General features: G+C 72.5%; 2 protein-coding genes and 2 pseudogenes. 1 reads left to right on the plus strand and 3 read right to left on the minus strand.

The genetic code is table 11. From position 1 onward, the window contains the following. From ACFYPC_RS36845 to ACFYPC_RS36855, 3 genes and pseudogenes are all read right to left on the minus strand, one after another. Positions 1-4,138: pseudogene (locus ACFYPC_RS36845) on the minus strand (type I polyketide synthase); the annotation flags it as partial. Between the two features lie 91 nt (positions 4,139-4,229). Continuing rightward, positions 4,230-14,324: pseudogene (locus tag ACFYPC_RS36850) on the minus strand (type I polyketide synthase); the annotation flags it as partial. 234 nt (positions 14,325-14,558) lie between these two features. Then, the gene (locus ACFYPC_RS36855; protein WP_391891709.1) at positions 14,559-15,773 is read right to left on the minus strand and encodes a 3-deoxy-7-phosphoheptulonate synthase; all 1,215 of its coding nucleotides are present in this window, start codon (positions 15,771-15,773) and stop codon (positions 14,559-14,561) included. A gap of 361 nt (positions 15,774-16,134) precedes the next feature. On the opposite strand from ACFYPC_RS36855, the gene ACFYPC_RS36860 reads away from it, so the two are divergent. Further along, on the plus strand, positions 16,135-17,941 hold a 1,807-nt coding region (locus ACFYPC_RS36860; RefSeq protein WP_391891710.1), incomplete at its 3' end, for a type I polyketide synthase.

Raw genomic sequence — 17,941 nt, forward strand, 5'->3', positions numbered from 1 at the left:
GCTCACCTACCGGCTGCTCCTCGGCCGGGACCGCGACCCGGGCCAGACGGGGCACGAGCACCTCGCCGGCGTGGACCGCGAGCTGCGGCTCGCCCAACGCCACCAGGGAGTCGTACGACTCGACATCCTCATCCGCGTCGACGAGGACGATCCGGTCGGGGTGCTCCGACTGCGCGGAACGCACCAGACCCCACACCGCGGCCGCACCAAGATCCACGACCTCCCCCACCGCACCACGCGTCACCACCACCAGGCGGGCACTCGCGTCCCGCTCGGCCAGCCAGTGCTGAAGCCGAGCGAGCACGTCGGTGACACGACCGTGGACGTCGGCGGCCATGTCGGCGTCGGCACCGGGGCCGGGCACCATCAGGACGTCGACATCCGCGTCCGCGCCGGTGGCCGGCGCCGCCGGGGCCGCGACCCAGTCCATCCGGAACAGCGAGTCGGCACCGCCGCCGCGCGGCGACGCCCCGTCGATCTGTTCGGCCGACACGGGACGCAGGATGAGCGCGTCGACGCGCCCGACGGGCTCGCCGGTGCCGTCGGCCAGGTCCAGCGACACCGCGCCGCCATGGCCCTGCGTGATCCTGACGCGCAGGACCGGGGAGCCGACGGCGGACAGGCTCACGCCCGTCCAGGCGAACGGCAGCCCCGGGCCGTCCAGTCCGGCAAGGCCACCACCCACGCCGATGGCGTGCAGGGCGGAGTCCAGCAGCGCCGGGTGCAGCCCGAAGCGGCCCGCCTCGCTCCAAAAGTCCTGGTCCAGCGCGACCTCGGCGAAGACCTCGTCCGCGCGCCGCCACACGGCCCGCAAGCCCTGGAAGACGGGACCGTAGTCGAAGCCGGCGGCGGCCATGCTCTCGTACAGCCCGCCCGTCTCGACGACCTTCGCGTCGCGCGGCGGCCACTCGGCAAGCCGGACAGCGGCGTGGCCCCTGGCCTCGGCCGTGACGGCACCGGAGGCGTGCAGGGTCCACGCCTCGTCCTCGGCGCCGTTGGCCGGGCTGGAGTGGACGGTGATCTGGCGGCGGCCGTCCGCGTCCGCCGAGCCCACGATGACCTGGAGCACCATGCCGCCGCGCTCGGGGATGATCAGCGGGGCCTGCAGCGTGAGCTCCTCCAGCGCCGCGCAGCCGACGCGCTCGCCCGCGTGGAGCGCCAGCTCGACGAAGGCGGTGCCGGGCAGCAGGACCGAACCGAAGACGGCGTGGTCGGCGAGCCACGGGTGGGAATCCAGCGACAGGCGGCTGGTGAAGAGGGAGACGTCCTCACCGGCGAGGGCCACCGAACCCACGAGCAGCGGGTGCTCGGAGGTGCTCAGGCCGACGCTGGTCAGATCACCGGCCAGGACTGAGTTCTTGGGCCAGTAGTGCTCGTGCTGGAAGGCGTAGGTGGGGAGGTCGGTGCGCTGGGCGCCGGTGCTCGCGTAGTACGTCGCCCAGTCGACCTGCCCGCCGCGGACGTGGAGTTCGGCGAGGGCGGCGGTCAGGGCTTCGGTTTCGGGGCGATCCTTGCGCAGGACCGGGACGAACGCCGCGTCTTCGGTGACGCAGGACTGCCCCATCGCGGAGAGGACTCCGCCCGGACCCAGCTCCAGGTACGTGGTGACGCCCTGGGTCTCCAGGTGCCGCATCCCGTCGAGGAAGCGGACCGCCTGACGGACGTGGTCGACCCAGTAGTCCGCCGACAGGATGTCCTCGCCCGCAACTTCACCCGTCAGGTTGGAGACGACCGGGATACGGGGGGTATGGAAGGTCAGGCCCTCGGCGACCGCCTTGAACTCGGCCAGCATGGGCACCATGCGCGGCGAGTGGAAAGCATGACTCACCCGCAGCCGCTTGGTCTTCTCGAAGCGGGAGGCGATGGCGAGTACGGCGTCTTCGTCGCCGGAGATGACGACGGAGTCGGGGCCGTTGAGAGCCGCGATCGACACACCGTCGACCAACAGCGACAGTACCTCGGCCTCGGTGGCCTGGACGGCCACCATCGCGCCGCCGGTAGGCAACGCCTGCATCAGACGGCCGCGAGCCGCGACCAGCGCGGCCGCATCCTGAAGCGACCAGACACCCGCCACATGCGCAGCCGCCAGCTCGCCGATCGAATGCCCGAGGAGGAAGTCCGGCGTCACACCCCAATGCGCGAAGAGACGGAAGAGCGCCACCTCGATCGCGAACAGACCGGCCTGCGTGTAAACAGTCTGGTCGATCAGCTCCGAGCCACCGAAGACGATCTCCCTGACAGGCTGGTCCAAGTGCCGGTCCAGCTCCGCGCAGACGGCGTCGAAGGCATCGGCGAACACCGGGTAGGACTCGTACAGTTCACGGCCCATCCCCGCCCGCTGCGCCCCCTGCCCCGAGAACAGGAACGCCGTGGCTCCGGTCGTCGCCGAGCCGCGCACCACACCCGGGACCGAGCGGCCCTCCGCGACCGCCCGCAGCAGCGCCTCGCGGTCCTCACCGACCACGACCGCACGGTGCTCGAACGCCGTCCGGGTCACAGCGAGCGAGTAGCCGATGTCCAGCGGCGACAGACCGGCGTTCTCCCGGACCTGTGCCAGCAGTCGCTCGGCCTGGCCCGCCAGAGCCCCTTCGGACTTGGCTGACAGCACCCACGGCACCACCGGCAGCGAAACGGCGGGAGAGCCGCCGGAAGAGTCTTCCGCGGTGCCGCCCGAAGCGTGGGCCGAAGAGTCACCCTGGGCGGCGGAAGCCGGCGCTCCGTCCACCTCCGCGTCAGTCTCCCCGCCCGCCGGGTGTTCCGCCGATGGCTGCTCGATGATCACGTGCGCGTTGGTACCGCTCACGCCGAACGAGGAGACGGCTGCGCGGCGCGGGCGCTCGCCGGTCTCGGGCCAGTCGCGGGCCTCGGTCAGCAGCTCCACCGCGCCTGCCTCCCAGTCGACCTGGGAGGTCGGCCGGTCGGCGTGCAGGGTCCGGGGCATGACGCCGTGGCGCATGGCCATGACCATCTTGATGATGCCGGCGACGCCCGCGGCGGCCTGTGTGTGGCCGATGTTGGACTTCAGGGAGCCCAGCCAGAGCGGCCGGCCTTCGGCGCGCTCCTGGCCGTACGTGTTGATCAGGGCCTGGGCCTCGATCGGGTCGCCCAGCGTGGTGCCCGTGCCGTGCGCCTCGACCACGTCGATGTCGGCGGCGGAGACGCGCGAGTTGGCCAGCGCCTGGCGGATCACCCGCTGCTGCGAGGGCCCGTTGGGCGCGGTGAGGCCGCTGCTCGCGCCGTCCTGGTTGACGGCGGAGCCGCGGATGACGGCGAGGACCTGGTGGCCGTTGCGGCGCGCGTCGGACAGTTTCTCCACGAGGAGCATTCCGACGCCCTCGGACCAGCCGGTGCCGTCCGCGTCGTCCGAGAAGGACTTGCAGCGGCCGTCGAAGGAGAGACCGTCCTGCCGGCTGAAGTCGACGAAGGTACCCGGCGTGGACATGACGGTGACACCGCCCGCGAGGGCCATGGTGCACTCGCCCGAGCGCAGCGCCTGGATGGCCATGTGCAGGGCGACCAGCGAGGAGGAGCAGGCCGTGTCGACCGTCACCGCGGGGCCTTCCAGGCCCAGGGTGTAGGCAATGCGGCCGGTGACGACACTGCCGGAGGTGCCGGTGCCGAGGTAGCCCTCGACTCCCTCGGGGAGGGACTGCATCAGCGTGAGGTAGTCGTGGTACATCAGGCCCGCGAAGACGCCCGTGCGGCTGCCCTTGACCGTGGCCGGGTCGATGCCCGCGCGCTCGAAGACCTCCCAGGACGCCTCCAGGAGCAGCCGCTGCTGCGGGTCCATGGCGAGGGCCTCGCGTGGGGAGATCCCGAAGAAGCCGGGGTCGAACCGGGTGGCCCCGTCCAGGAAGCCGCCGGCCCACGCGTTGGACGTGCCCGCCTCGTCGACGCCGAAGAGCCGCTCGACGTCCCAGTCCCGGTCGGTCGGGAACTCCGAGATGCCGTCGCCGCCCGCCTCGACGAGCCGCCACAGGTCCTCGGGGGAGCCGATGCCGCCGGGGTAGCGGCAGCTCATGGCGACGATGGCGATTGGCTCGCGGTCTCGGTCCTCGAATTCGCGCAGTCGGGTGCGGGCCTCGCGCAGATCCGCCGTGGCGCGCTTGAGGTACTCGAGGAACTTTTCCTCGTTCGGCATGACGTGGCACTCCTTGGAAGCGAGGCGGGGATCGGCGCGGGGGTCGCGGAAGTCCCCGCGCCGGTGTGCGCGGGGACGGGCACGAGGGTCAGGAAAGTCCCAGCTCGCCGTCGAGAAGGTCGAAGAGCTCGTCCGCGGTCGCGGATTCCAGGTCGGTGGTGTCGCGTTGGCCGCCGTCGGCGGCGGGCCGGCTGTCGGTCCAGGCCGAGAGCAGACCGCGCAGCCGTTCGGTGACCTTGGCGCGGTCGTCGTCGTCCGGGGGCACGACGCCCAGGGAGGCTTCGAGCCGGTCCAGTTCGCTGAGCAGCGAGAGGGCGGACACCTTGCTCTCCGAGGCGAGTTCCTCGGACAGGTGGCGGGCCAGTGCCTCGGGCGACGGGTGGTCGAAGATCAGGGTGGCCGCCAGTTTGAGGCCGGTGACCTGATTGACGCGGTTGCGGAGTTCGACGGCCGTGAGGGAGTCGAATCCGATCTCCAGGAAGCCGCGGCCGACCTCGACCACGGTGGACGAGGAGTGGCCGAGCACGGTGGCGATGGCGTCGCGGACCAGGTCGAGGACGGCGCGGTAACGCTCGTCGTCGGTGAGCCGGGACAGCCGTTCCTTGAGGGACGCGGCCGTTTCGGCACCGGGCCGGCCGGCCGCGGCCTGCGGGCGGGTGGCCGTACGGAAGTACGGGCGCAGCAGCGGCGGCAGCATGTCGGCGCGTACCTGCGACTCGTTCGGCGTCAGCCGGGTGAGGAGCAGGTGCGGCTCGTCGGCGCGGGCGGCGGCGTCGAAGAGGTCCAGGCCCTGCTCGGCGGTGAGCGGGACCATGCCGGCGCGGCTCATGCGGGCGATGTCGCCCGCCCCGAGTTCGCCGAGCATTCCGCCCTCGCCCCACGGGCCCCAGGCGAGCGAGGTGGCGGGCAGGCCCTGGGCCCGGCGTACGGCGGCCAGGGCGTCCAGGAAGGCGTTGGCCGCCGCGTAGTTGGCCTGGCCGGGGCCGCCGAAGGTTCCGGCGGCCGAGGAGTACAGGGCGAAGAGGGACAGGTCGAGGCCGGCGGTGAGTTCGTGCAGGTGCCAGCCCGCGTCGACCTTGGGACGCAGGACGCCCGCGACCCGTTCGGAGGTGAGGGATTCGAGGACGCCGTCGTCGACGACGCCGGCGGCGTGCACGACGCCGGCGAGGCCGCCGTCCCGCTCGACGATCGTGTCGATGACGCCGGCGAGCGCCTCGCGGTCGCCGGCGTCGCAGACCACCCAGCGGGCGGTGGCGCCCAGGTTCTCGAGTTCCGCGACGAGTTCGGCTCCGCCGGGCCCGCCGCCGGGGCGGCGGGCGGCGAGCACGAGGTCGCGCGCACCCCAGTTCTCGACGAGGTGGCGGACCAGCAGGGCGCCGAGGCCGCCGCTCGCACCGGTGACGAGCACCGTTCCGTCGACTGTCGGGACGGCGGCCTGCTCCTCCAGGACGGTGACGCGCGCCAGGCGCGGTACGTACACCTCGCCGGCGCGGACCGCGACCTGCTGCTCGCCGAGGGCGGCAAGGAACTCGTAGCCCTCGACCGAGCCGTCGGTGTCGACCAGGCCGATCCGGTGCGGGTGCTCGGACTGGGCGGAACGCACCAGCCCCCAGACGGCGGCCGCGGCCGGGTCCGGAACCTCGGAGCCGTCGGCGGCGACCGCGCCGCGGGTGACGACGACCAGGCGCACCCGGTCGTCGTGGTCGGCGCCGAGCCACTCCTGGAGCCGGTCCAGGACGTCGCAGACCCGCTCGTGCACGCCTGCCACCACGTCGGCGCCGGACGCGGCACCAAGCGGCGGGACGTCGAAGACCGTGACGTCGGGGACCGTTTCCTCGGCGACCGTGCCGTCTGCGGCGGGGCCGCCGGTCTGCGGGGCTCCCGCGGACACCCATTCCAGGCGGAACAGCGAGTCGGATCCGCCGTGGGAGGGGGCCACCAGCTGTCCGGCGCTCAGCGGCCGCATGACGAGTGAGTCGATCCGCGCCACCGGGGATCCGGCGGCATCGGCCAGGTCCAGCGACACCGCGCCACTGTCGGCGGTCGTGATACGGACCCGCAGCACCGGTGAGCCGACCGCGTACACGGTCACGCCCGTCCAGGCGAAGGGCAGCTGCCCTCCTTCGGCGAGGGAGCCGCCGCTGATTCCGATGGCGTGCAGGGCGGAGTCGAGCAGCGCCGGGTGCAGGCCGAAGCGGCCCGCCTCGTCCCACACGGCCTCGGGCAGGGCGACCTCGGCGAAGACCTCGTCCTCGCCGCGCCAGACGGCTCGGAGACCCTGGAAGACGGGCCCGTAGCCATAGCCGATCTCGTTCATGAAGTCGTACACGCCGTCGACCGGAACCGGTTCGGCGTCCTGCGGCGGCCACTGCGTCAGGGCCAGGCCCGACCGGCCACCGGTGGCACCAACGCCGTCGGCGCTGTCGGTGGCCAGGACGCCGCTCGCGTGCCGCGTCCACTGGGCTCCGGCCTCGCGGACGGGCCGGGAGTGGATCTCCAGCGGGCGGCGGCCGTTGTCGTCGGCGGGGCCGGCCCACAGCTGGAGGACGACGGCGTCCGCGGCACCCAGGACGAGCGGCGCGGCGATCGTCAGCTCCTCGACGCGGTCGCAGCCCGCCTCGGCCGCGGCGTGGGCGGCGAGGTCGACGAACGCGGCGCCCGGCAGGAGCACCGTGCCCATGACCGCATGGTCGGCGAGCCAGGGGTGGGTGTCGAGCCCGATACGGCCGCTGAGCAGCAGCCCGTCCGAGCCGGCGATGCTCACGGAGGCGTCGAGGAAGGGGTGTTCGGCGGTCTCCATGCCCATGAGGCCGAGGTCGCCGAGCGCGGCTCCGGAGGACCGCAGCCAGTAGTGCTCGTGCTGGAATGCGTAGGTGGGGAGGTCGGTGCGCTGGGCGCCGGTGCCTTCGTAGTACGCAGTCCAGTCGACGGAGGCGCCGTGCGCGTGGAGTTCGGCGAGGGCGGCGGTCAGGGCGTGAGCCTCGGGACGGTCCTTGCGCAGGACCGGAACGAACGCCGCGTCTTCGGTGACGCAGGACTGCCCCATCGCGGAGAGGACTCCGCCGGGGCCCAGCTCCAGGTAGGTGGTGACGCCCTGGGTCTCCAGATGCCGGATGCCGTCGAGGAAGCGGACCGCCTGACGGACGTGGTCGACCCAGTAGTCCGCCGACAGGATGTCCTCGCCCGCAACTTCACCCGTCAGGTTGGAGACGACCGGGATACGGGGGGTGTGGAAGGTCAGGCCCTCGGCGACCGCCTTGAACTCGGCCAGCATGGGCACCATGCGCGGCGAGTGGAAGGCATGACTCACCCGCAGCCGCTTGGTCTTCTCGAAGCGGGAGGCGATGGCGAGTACGGCGTCTTCGTCGCCGGAGATGACGACGGAGTCGGGGCCGTTGACGGCGGCGATCGACACACCGTCGACCAACAGCGGCAGCACCTCGGCCTCGCTGGCCTGGACGGCCACCATCGCGCCGCCGGTAGGCAACGCCTGCATCAGACGACCACGAGCCGCGACCAGCGCGGCCGCATCCTGAAGCGACCAGACACCGGCCACATGCGCAGCCGCCAGCTCGCCGATCGAATGCCCGAGCAGGAAGTCCGGCGTCACACCCCAGTGCGCGAGGAGCCGGAAGAGCGCCACCTCGATCGCGAACAGACCCGCCTGCGTGTAAACAGTCTGGTCGATCAGCTCCGAGCCACCGAAGACGATCTCCCTGACCGACTGGTCCAGATGCCGGTCCAGCTCCGCGCAGACGGCGTCGAAGGCATCAGCGAACACCGGATACGCCTCGTACAGTTCACGGCCCATCCCCGCCCGCTGCGAGCCCTGCCCCGAGAACAGGAACGCCGTACGACCACCCCCGACCACACCACGCACCACACCCGCGGCCGATGTGCCGGCGGCGATCGCCTTCAGGCCGGTGAGGAACTCCTCCCGTTCGCCGGCGACGACGGCGGCCCGGTGCTCCAGGTGCGCGCGGCCCGTGGCCAGCGACCAGGCGATGTCCAGCGCCGCCGGGTCGGTGTCCGCCTGCCCGCTCAGGTGCGCCGCGAGCAGCTCGGCCTGGGCGCGCAGGGCGCTCTCGCCGCGGCCGGACAGGACCCACGGCACGACCGCGGGGGCCGGGCGGCCGGGGGCCGCCTCGCCTGCGGTGGCGCGCTCGATGGCCGGCGGCGCTTCGAGGATGGTGTGGGCGTTGGTGCCGCTGACTCCGAAGGAGGACACGCCCGCACGGCGCGGCCGCTCGGCGGTGTCCGGCCAGTCGCGGGCCTCGGTCAGCAGCTCCACCGCGCCCGCCTCCCAGTCCACTTGGGTGGACGGCTGGTCGACGTGGAGGGTCTGCGGGAGGACGCCGTGGCGCATGGCCATGACCATCTTGATGATGCTCGCGACGCCGGCGGCGGCCTGCGTGTGGCCGATGTTCGACTTGAGGGAGCCCAGCCACAGCGGGCGGCCCTCGGGGCGCTCCTGGCCGTAGGTGGCGAGCAGCGCCTGCGCCTCGATCGGGTCGCCCAGCGTCGTGCCCGTGCCGTGCGCCTCGACGGCGTCGACGTCGGCGGCCGAGATCCGGGCGTGGGCGAGGGCCTGGCGGATGACGCGCTGCTGGGCGGGGCCGTTGGGGGCAGTCAGTCCGTTGGACGCCCCGTCCTGGTTGACGGCGGAGCCCCGGACCACGGCCAGTACCTCGTGGCCGTGGCGTACGGCGTCCGAGAGGCGCTCGACGAGCAGCACTCCGACGCCCTCGCCCCAGCCGGTACCGTCCGCGGCGTCCGCGAACGCCTTGACGCGGCCGTCGGTGGCGAGCCCGCCCTGCCGGCTGAACTCGGCGAAGACCGTGCCGGTGGCCATCACGGCGACCCCGCCGACGAGTGCGGCCGAACATTCGCCGCCGTGCAGGGCCTGGACGGCCAGGTGCAGGGCGACCAGCGAGGACGAGCAGGCGGTGTCGACGGTGATGGCTGGGCCCTCGAGGCCCAGCGCGTAAGAGACGCGGCCGGAGAGCACGGCGGTGGCCGTGCCGGTCATCAGGTAGCCCTCCGTGCCCTCGGGGGCCCGGCTGACGTCGCTGCCGTACCCCTGCGAGGAGGCACCGACGTAGACGCCCGTACGACTGCCGCGCATCGACGAGGGAGCGATCCCGGCCCGTTCGAGGACCTCCCAGGACGCTTCGAGCAGCAGCCGCTGCTGCGGGTCCATGGCGAGGGCCTCGCGCGGGTTGATGCCGAAGAACGCGGCGTCGAAGTCACCGGCTCCGGCGAGCCAGCCGCCGGCCGCCGCCGGCCGTTCGGCGGCTTCGCCGCCCGGCCAGCCACGGTCGGCGGAGATGTCGGCCACGGTGTCGACGCCCTGGGAGACCACCCGCCACAGGTCCTCGGGTGAGTTCGCCCCTCCGGGGAAGCGGCAGCTCATGCCGACGATGACGACGGGGTCCTCGTCCGATCCGCCGCGTACCGCGGGCGGTTCGGCCGGCAGGTCCCCGGCCGGCTCGTCGAGGACGAGGGTGAGGAGGTGGCCGGCGAGCTCCGCGACCGTGGGGTAGTCGAACACCAGGGTGGCGGGCAGACGCAGGCCGCTGACGGTGTTCAGACGGTTACGTACGTCCACGGCGGTGAGGGAGTCGAAGCCGAGTTCACGGAAGGGCCGCGAGGTGTCGAGTTCCCCGGCGTCGGCGTGGCCGAGGACGGCGGCCGCCTCTCCGCGGACCAGTTCCAGCATTCGGCTCCGCTGCTCGGCCGGAGTGAGCCCGGCGAGCCTGCTCTGCAGGGCGGAGGTAACGCCCGCTTCGGCGCCGCCCGCCTCGGCCTCGGCGGCGTCGAGGATCTCCCGTACTTCGGGGAGGTCTTCGAGGAGCGGGCTGCGGCGCGCCACGGTGAAGGAGGGGACGAAACGGTCCCAGCGGATGTCGGCCACGGTCAGGGCGGTCTCGCCGTGCTCGACGGCCTGGCGCATCGCTTTGATCGTAAGGTCGGGGTCCATGACCGGCAGGCCGCGGCGGCTGAGCAGCTGCTCCGCCTCGCCCTTGGCCATGCCGGCGCCGCCCCAGGCACCCCAGGAGAGGGCGGTGGCGGTCCTGCCGCGGGCGCGGCGGTCCGCGGCGAAGGCGTCCAGGTAGGTGTTGGCGGCGGCGTAGGCACCCTGGCCGCCGCTTCCCCAGATGCCGGAGATCGACGAGAAGACGACGAAGGCGTCGAGCGGGTCGTCGCCGAGTGCGTGGTCGAGGTTGCGTGCGCCGGCCGCCTTGGCGGTGATGACGTCGGCGAACGTGAGGTGGTCGGTGTCCTCGATGGAGCTGAGCTGGCTCACGCCGGCCGTGTGGATGACCGCGGTGACGGGGTCGCCCTGGTCGCGCAGCCCTGCGACGAGGTTCTCGACGGCGGTACGGTCGCTCACGTCGCAGGCGGCAATGGTGACGCGGACGCCCTTGGCGGCGAGTTCGGCCTCGAGCTCGGCTGCCCCGGGCGCGTCGGGGCCCCGTCGGCTGGTCAGGACCAGGTGCTCGGCGCCCTGGTCGGCGAGCCAGCGGGCGATGAAGGTGCCCAGGGCGCCGGTGCCGCCGGTGATCAGGATCGTGCCGCGGGGGTTCCAGGGCTGTACGGGCTCGCCGAAGGAGGCCCGGACGAGACGGCGGGCGAAGACGCCGGATGCCCGGACGGCGACCTGGTCCTCGTCGCCGGTGGTGCCCAGGATCGCGGCGATCCGCGCGAGGGCGCGGTCGTCGAGGGCGGCGGGCAGGTCGATCTGGCCGCCCCACCGGCCCGGGTGCTCCAGGCCGACGACACGGCCGAAGCCGGTGACGGTCGCCTGGGCGGGGCCGGCCGGCGGGTCCGACTTGCCGACGGCCACGGCGCCGCGCGTGAGGGTCCACAGCCGGGCCGTACCGGCCTCCCGGATCAGGGACTTGACCAGGTCGACGGTGTCGATGAGACCGGTCGGCAGCGCCGCGAACTCGCTGTGCGGGGTCTCGTCCAGGCCAAGCAGGGAGATGACGCCGTCGGCGTCCGCCGCGCCGGCTCCGGGCAGGTCGTGGAGTGTCGTTCGGACGATCTCGGCGCCGTGCCGGGCCAGACCGTCGGCGAGGGTGTCCGCCAACTGGGTGTCGGCATCGGCGGTGTTCTCGGGTACGACGAGCAGCCAACGGCCGTTGAGGGCGGCCTCGGTGGTCGAGGCCACGGGCTTCCAGGTGACGCGGTAGCGCCAGGAGTCGATGGTCGAGCGCTCGCGGCGGCCGCGCCGCCAGGAGGCGATCGCGGGGAGGGCCGCGCGCAGCGGTTCGGCGTCGGCTCCGTCGAGGGCGCCGGCGAGGGCTTCCACGTTGCCCTGCTCGATGGCCTCCCAGAAGCGGGCCTCGTCGGGGTCGACGGTCTGTACGGCGCCGACGGCTGCGCCGGGCCGGAGCTCGGGCCAGTAGCGGGTGCGCTGGAAGGCGTAGGTGGGGAGTTCGGTCCGGGTGGCGCCGGTGCCGTGGAAGACGGCCGTCCAGTCGACGGCCACACCATGGCAGTGGGCTTCGGCGAGGGAGGTCAGCAGGCGCGCGGGGCCGCCTTCGTCGCGGCGCAGGGTGCCGAGCACGGCGGCCCCGGTGTCTTCGGCGGTGCCCTGGAGGCCGAGGGCGAGGACGGGGTGGGGGCTGACCTCGATGAAGACCGTGTGGCCGTCGGCGAGGGCGGTACGGGTGGCCTGCTCGAACTCGACGGTCTCGCGGAGGTTGTTGTACCAGTAGCCGGAGCCCATCTGCGTGCCGTCGAGGAGCTCGCCGGTGAGGGAGGAGTACAGGGCGGTCTCACCACTGCGTGGGGTGATCCCGGCGAGCAGCTTCGCCAGTTCGGGCTCGATCTCCTCCACGTGCGCGGAGTGCGAGGCGTAGTCCACGTCGACCTTGCGGGCACGGATCTCGGCCGCCAGGCACTCGGCGACCAGCTCGTCCAGGGCCTGCGGGTCACCGGAGACGACCACGGAAGAGGGTCCGTTGACGGCGGCGACCGAGATACGACCGTCCCACGCCGCGATCTTCTCCCGCACCCACGCGGCGGGCTGAGCCACCGACACCATGCCACCACGCCCGGCCAGGGCGATGATCGCCCGGCTCCGCAGCGCCACGACCTTCGCCGCATCCTCAAGAGAGAGAATCCCGGCCACGGCCGAAGCGGCTATCTCGCCCTGCGAGTGGCCGATGACGGCCGCGGGCTCGACACCGTACGAACGCCAGACCTCGGCGAGGGAGACCATGACGGCCCACAGGACGGGCTGGACGACATCCACCCGGTCGAAGCCGGGCGCGCCCTCCACCCCCCGCACGACATCGAGCAACGACCAACCGGTGAACGGCTCCAGCGCAGCCCCGCATTCGGCCATACGGGCGGCGAAGACCGGCGACGAGTCCAGCAGACCCACCGCCATCCCCACCCACTGCGCACCCTGACCCGGAAACACGAACACCGGACGGGAACCCCGGCCGGCGCTCCCGTGCACCACTGCGGCGGAAGGGCATCCCGCCGCTATCGCCTCCAGGGCGGCGAGGAAGTCCCCGCGCTCACCGGCCACCACGGCGGCCCGGTGGTTGAACGACGTCCGGGTCAGCGCGAGGGAGTAGCCGACGTCCGCGAGCGGTACGTCGCCGTGGTCGCGCAGATGCGCGTGGAGGTGCTCGGCCTGGGCTGCGAGGGCCTGCTCCGTCTTGGCGGACAGCACCCACGGCACGAAGGCGGTACGCAGCGCGGGGGCTGCGGCGTCAGGGGTCGCGGGCGGCGTGGTCGCGGCGGAGTCCTCGGCCGGGGCGTCCCCGTTCTCGCCCGCCGTCTCGGCACCTTCCGGGGCCTGCTCGACGAGGACGTGCGCGTTGGTGCCGCTCATGCCGAACGAGGACACACCCGCCCGGCGCGGCGCGCCCGTCGCGGGCCAGGTCCGGGCCTCGGTGAGCAGTTCCACGGCGCCGGCCGACCAGTCGACGTGCGGCGAGGGCTCGTCGGCGTGGAGGGTCTTCGGCAGTACGCCGTTCCGGATGGCCATGACCATCTTGATGACGCCGCCGACGCCGGCGGCGCCCTGGGTGTGGCCGATGTTCGACTTGAGAGAGCCGAGCCACAGGGGGCGACCGTCGGTGCGCTCCTGGCCGTAGGTGGCGAGGAGGGCCTCCGCCTCGATGGGGTCGCCGAGGCGGGTGCCGGTGCCGTGGGCCTCGACGGCGTCGACGTCGGCCGCGGTCAGCCGGGCGTTGGCGAGGGCGTCGAGGATGACACGCTGCTGGGCGGGCCCGTTGGGGGCGGTCAGGCCGTTGGAGGCGCCGTCCTGGTTGACGGCGGAGCCGCGGACGATCGCGAGGACGTCGTGGCCGTTGCGGCGGGCGTCGGAGAGCCGCTCCATCAGGAGGATGCCGACGCCCTCGCTCCAGCCGGTGCCGTCCGCGGCGGCGGAGAAGGCCTTGCAGCGGGCGTCGGCGGCCAGGCCGCCCTGCTCGCTGAAGCCGCCGAAGGCGCTGGGCGTCGACATGACGGTCGCGCCGCCGGCGAGGGCGAGCGTGCATTCGCCGTTGCGCAGGGCCTGGGCGGCGAGGTGGATGTTCACGAGGGACGTCGAGCAGGCCGTGTCGACGGACACGGCGGGGCCTTCGAGGCCGAGCGTGTAGGCGATGCGGCCGGAGACGACGCTCGCCGCCGTGCCGGTGAGGATGTAGCCCTCGGTGCCCGCGGGCGGCGGGGCCAGCAGGTGGGAGTAGTCCTGGCCGGTGGTTCCGGTGAACACGCCGGTGCGGCTGCCGGCGAGGGAGCCGGGGGTGATCCCGGCGGTCTCGAGGGCTTCCCAGGCGCACTCCAGCAGCAGGCGCTGCTGCGGGTCCATGGCGAGGGCCTCGCGCGGCGAGATGCCGAAGAACGCCGGGTCGAAGTCCGTGGCGTCGTAGATGAAGCCGCCTTCCTCACGGAAGGAGGCACCCTCCTGGGGTCCGGTGTCGCCGCGGCTCCATCCCCGGTCCTCCGGGAAGTCCGACACCGCGTCGACGCCGGAGTCCACCAGCTGCCACAGCTGGTCGGGGGTGCGTACACCGCCCGGGTAGCGGCAGCTCATCGAGACGATGGCGATCGGCTCGCTGTCGCGGGCCTCCACTTCCCGCAGGCGCTGACGTGTCTGGTGCAGGTCCGCCGCAACCAGCTTCAGGTAATCCCGAAGCGTCTCTTCGTTCGCCATTCATCCCCACCCTGGGCAGCAGCCAGCGCATCGCTTCTTTGGGAGTTTCTCCATCGAGGGACAACGCGAAGGGGATTCAGGACATCGACCCAGATCTCAAGTCCGCATTATTCTCCTCAATACAACTCTCGACGTGAAGCTATTCCAGCCGGCGAGCGGCCTTCAACCCCTGAAGGGGCTCGGGGACCCCCTATAGGGTCGGCCAGGATCGTTTCCCGAGTTTGACTCGAGCGTTCATCTCCAGGAGGGGGCGCGGCGGCGGGCCGCGATCTCGCCGACGAGATGGGCCAGTTCCAGGGACTGTTCGCGGTTGAGGCGGGGGTCGCAGGCCGATTCGTAGCGGGCGGGCAGGTCCTCGTGGCGGATTCCGGCGAGGCCGCCGACGCACTCGGTGACGTCCTCTCCGGTCATCTCCAGGTGGATGCCGCCGGGGTGGCTGCCGAGCGTGTGGTGAACCTCGAAGAAGCCGGTGATCTCGTCGAGGACGGCGTCGAATCCGCGGGTCTTGTGGCCGGAGGGCGCGGTGTACGTGTTGCCGTGCATGGGGTCGGTGACCCAGCCGACCCGCGCGCCGGAGGCGGCGACCTTCTCCACCAGCGGGGGCAGGTTCTCGCGTACGGCGGCGGCGCCCATGCGGACGACGAAGGTGAGCCGGCCCGGCTCCTGGTCGGGGTCGAGCCGCTTGATGAGCGCGAGCAGTTCGTCGGGTTCGGCCGTCGGGCCGATCTTCACCGCCACCGGGTTGCGGATCCCGGCCAGGTAGGCGATGTGGGCGCCGTCGGGGTCGCGCGTGCGCTCGCCGGCCCAGAGCAGATGGCCGGAGCCGGCGTACGGGCGGCGCGAGTACGGGTCGATGCGGGTCAGTGGTGTCTCGTAGTCGAGGAGCAGCGCCTCGTGGGAGACGAACAGCTCCTCGGGTACGTACGCTGCGGTCGTCGTGGGGCTGCCGCCGACCAGGGCGCGGGTGAGGTTCAGGGTCGCCGACGCTGCCTCGTGGGCGCGCAGCATCCGGTGCGGGTCCGGTGTGCGGGCCACCTCGGTGAACTCCTGGCCGTTGACCGATTCGCCGCGGTACGAGGGGAGGGTGATCCCGCCGCGCTCCTCGAAGGCGCTGGAGCGGGGCTTGGCGTACTGCCCGGCCATCCGGGCGAGCACGACGACGGGCAGGGCGGTGGGGCCGGACAGCGCGGCGGCCATCCGGGCCAGGGTGTCGAGCCGCGCCTCCAGCACGGGGAGGGAGGTGCGGAACGTCTCTGCGCAGTCGCCGCCCTGGAGCAGCAGTGCCCGGCCGTCGGCCACCGCGGCCAGCCGGCGCTTGAGCAGGTCGCTCTCGCGCGGCATGACGAGGGGGAGGCTCGTGGCCAGGCGGTGCCTGACCGTGCCGAGCGCCTCCGTGTCGGGCCAGCCGGGCTGCTGGGCAACGGGATGACGGACTGGGGAGGTATGCATCAGGCGGCCTCGTCATGTCGCAGGGAAGTCACGTACGCCGGCCGGACCAGCAGGCGCTGTCAGCGTCCTGCCGAACGGATGACAATCGCCACACATTTGATCCAGAGGCCCTCGAATTCCGGTCGACGATTAATGGAATGGCCGCTCCGGAGCTGCTTAGGGGACTTCCACGGGCCTGTTGTTAGGGGTTGTCGGCACCGGTGCGACCGCATAGCTTCCACCATTGAGGGCGATCATGGGTGCTTTTGATGACGCCGCCTGTCGGCCGCCGTGTCCGTAATCCATCGGCATCGATCCGGACAAAGCGTGATCGCCATGAGCGGACGAAGAGCGACGGTTCCTAAGAGGGCGGGAATTTTCCATGACGAGCGAAGAGAAACTGCTTGATCACCTGAAGTGGATGACCGCTGAGCTGCGCCAGGCGAAACAACGCCTGCGCGAGGTGGATTCGGGCGAGCAGGAACCGATCGCGATCGTCGGGATGAGCTGCCGCTATCCGGGCGGGGTGGACTCCCCCGAGGATCTGTGGCGTCTGGTGTCCGCGGGCACCGATGCCGTGGCGGCGTTCCCGAAGGACCGCGGCTGGGACCTGGAGGCGCTGACCGTGGGCGACCCGGACGGGCCCGGGGCATCCACCAGCGACCAGGGCGGATTCCTCTACGGAGCGACGGAGTTCGACGCCGGGTTCTTCGGCATCTCCCCGCGCGAGGCGCTCGCGATGGACCCGCAGCAGCGGTTGATCCTCGAAGCCTCCTGGGAACTCTTCGAGCGGGCCGGAATCGATCCGGAGTCGCTGCGCGGCAGCCGCACCGGCGTGTTCGTCGGCACGAACGGCCAGGACTACCCGACGCTGCTGCCGAACAGCGCGGAGAACGTCGAGGGCTATCTCGTCGTCGGCGGTTCGGCCAGTGTCATCTCCGGGCGCATCTCGTACACGCTCGGCCTCGAAGGTCCGGCCGCGACCGTGGACACGGCCTGCTCGTCCTCCCTTGTGGCCCTGCACTGGGCATGCCAGGCGCTGCGCGAACAGGAGTGCTCGCTGGCCGCCGCCGGCGGTGTGGCGCTGATGTCGACGCCGGGCACGTTCCAGGAGTTCAGTCGGCAGCGGGCGATGGCCTCCGACGGCCGGTGCAAGGCGTTCGCGGAGGCCGCGGACGGTACGGGCTGGGGCGAGGGCGTCGGGATGCTGCTCCTGGAGCGGCTGTCGGACGCACAGCGCAACGGCCACAAGATCCTGGCCGTCGTACGGGGCTCCGCGGTCAACCAGGACGGCGCGAGCAGCGGTCTGACCGTCCCGAACGGCCCCGCCCAGCAACGGGTGATCCGTCAGGCGCTCGCCCACGCGGGCCTGTCGGCCGGGGACGTGGACGCGGTCGAGGCGCACGGTACGGGTACGACGCTGGGCGACCCGATCGAGGCGCAGGCGCTGCTCGCCACCTACGGCCAGGACCGCCCGGCGGACCGGCCGCTGTGGCTGGGCTCCCTGAAGTCGAACATCGGACACACCCAGGCGGCGGCCGGTGTCGGCGGCATCATCAAGATGATCATGGCGATGCGGCACGGGGTACTGCCCCGGACACTGCACGTCGACAAGCCCTCCACGCATGTCGACTGGTCGGCCGGCGCCGTGGAACTGCTCACCGAGGAACGGGCCTGGGAGGACCTGGGCCGTCCCCGCCGCGCGGGCGTCTCCTCGTTCGGCATGAGCGGCACCAATGCCCACGCCATCATCGAGGCACCCCCGGCCGAGGCCGCGGGCGTCGCCGAGCCCGCCGAGCCTTCGGCCGAGGGCCGGTCGAAGGCTGCCGGTCCGATGCCGTGGCTCGTCTCGGGCCGGTCGGCACAGGCCCTCCAGGACCAGGCGGACCGCCTGCACGCGCACGTGCTGTCCTCCCCCGCGGCCCCGGAACTCGCCGACATCGGTCTGTCGCTGGCTCTGACGCGCACGGCGTTCGACCACCGGGCGGTCGTGATCGCCGAGACCCTCGCGGACATGACGGACCGTCTGCGGACCCTCGCCGAGGGCGGCCTGCCTGCCGACACGGCCCGCGGCACGGTCGGCGCGTACGCCAAGCCGGTGTTCGTGTTTCCGGGTCAGGGTGCGCAGTGGGTGGGGATGGCGGTGGGTCTGCTGGACTCGTCGCCGGTCTTCGCCGCCCGTATGGCCG

It is taken from the genome of Streptomyces sp. NPDC005808 (assembly GCF_042871385.1).
Classification (GTDB): domain Bacteria; phylum Actinomycetota; class Actinomycetes; order Streptomycetales; family Streptomycetaceae; genus Streptomyces.

Coding starts and splice junctions, on each gene's coding strand:
- ACFYPC_RS36855 (WP_391891709.1), bottom strand. CDS start 15,773: ATGCATACCTCCCCAGTCCGTCATCCCGTTGCCCAGCAGCCCGGCTGG.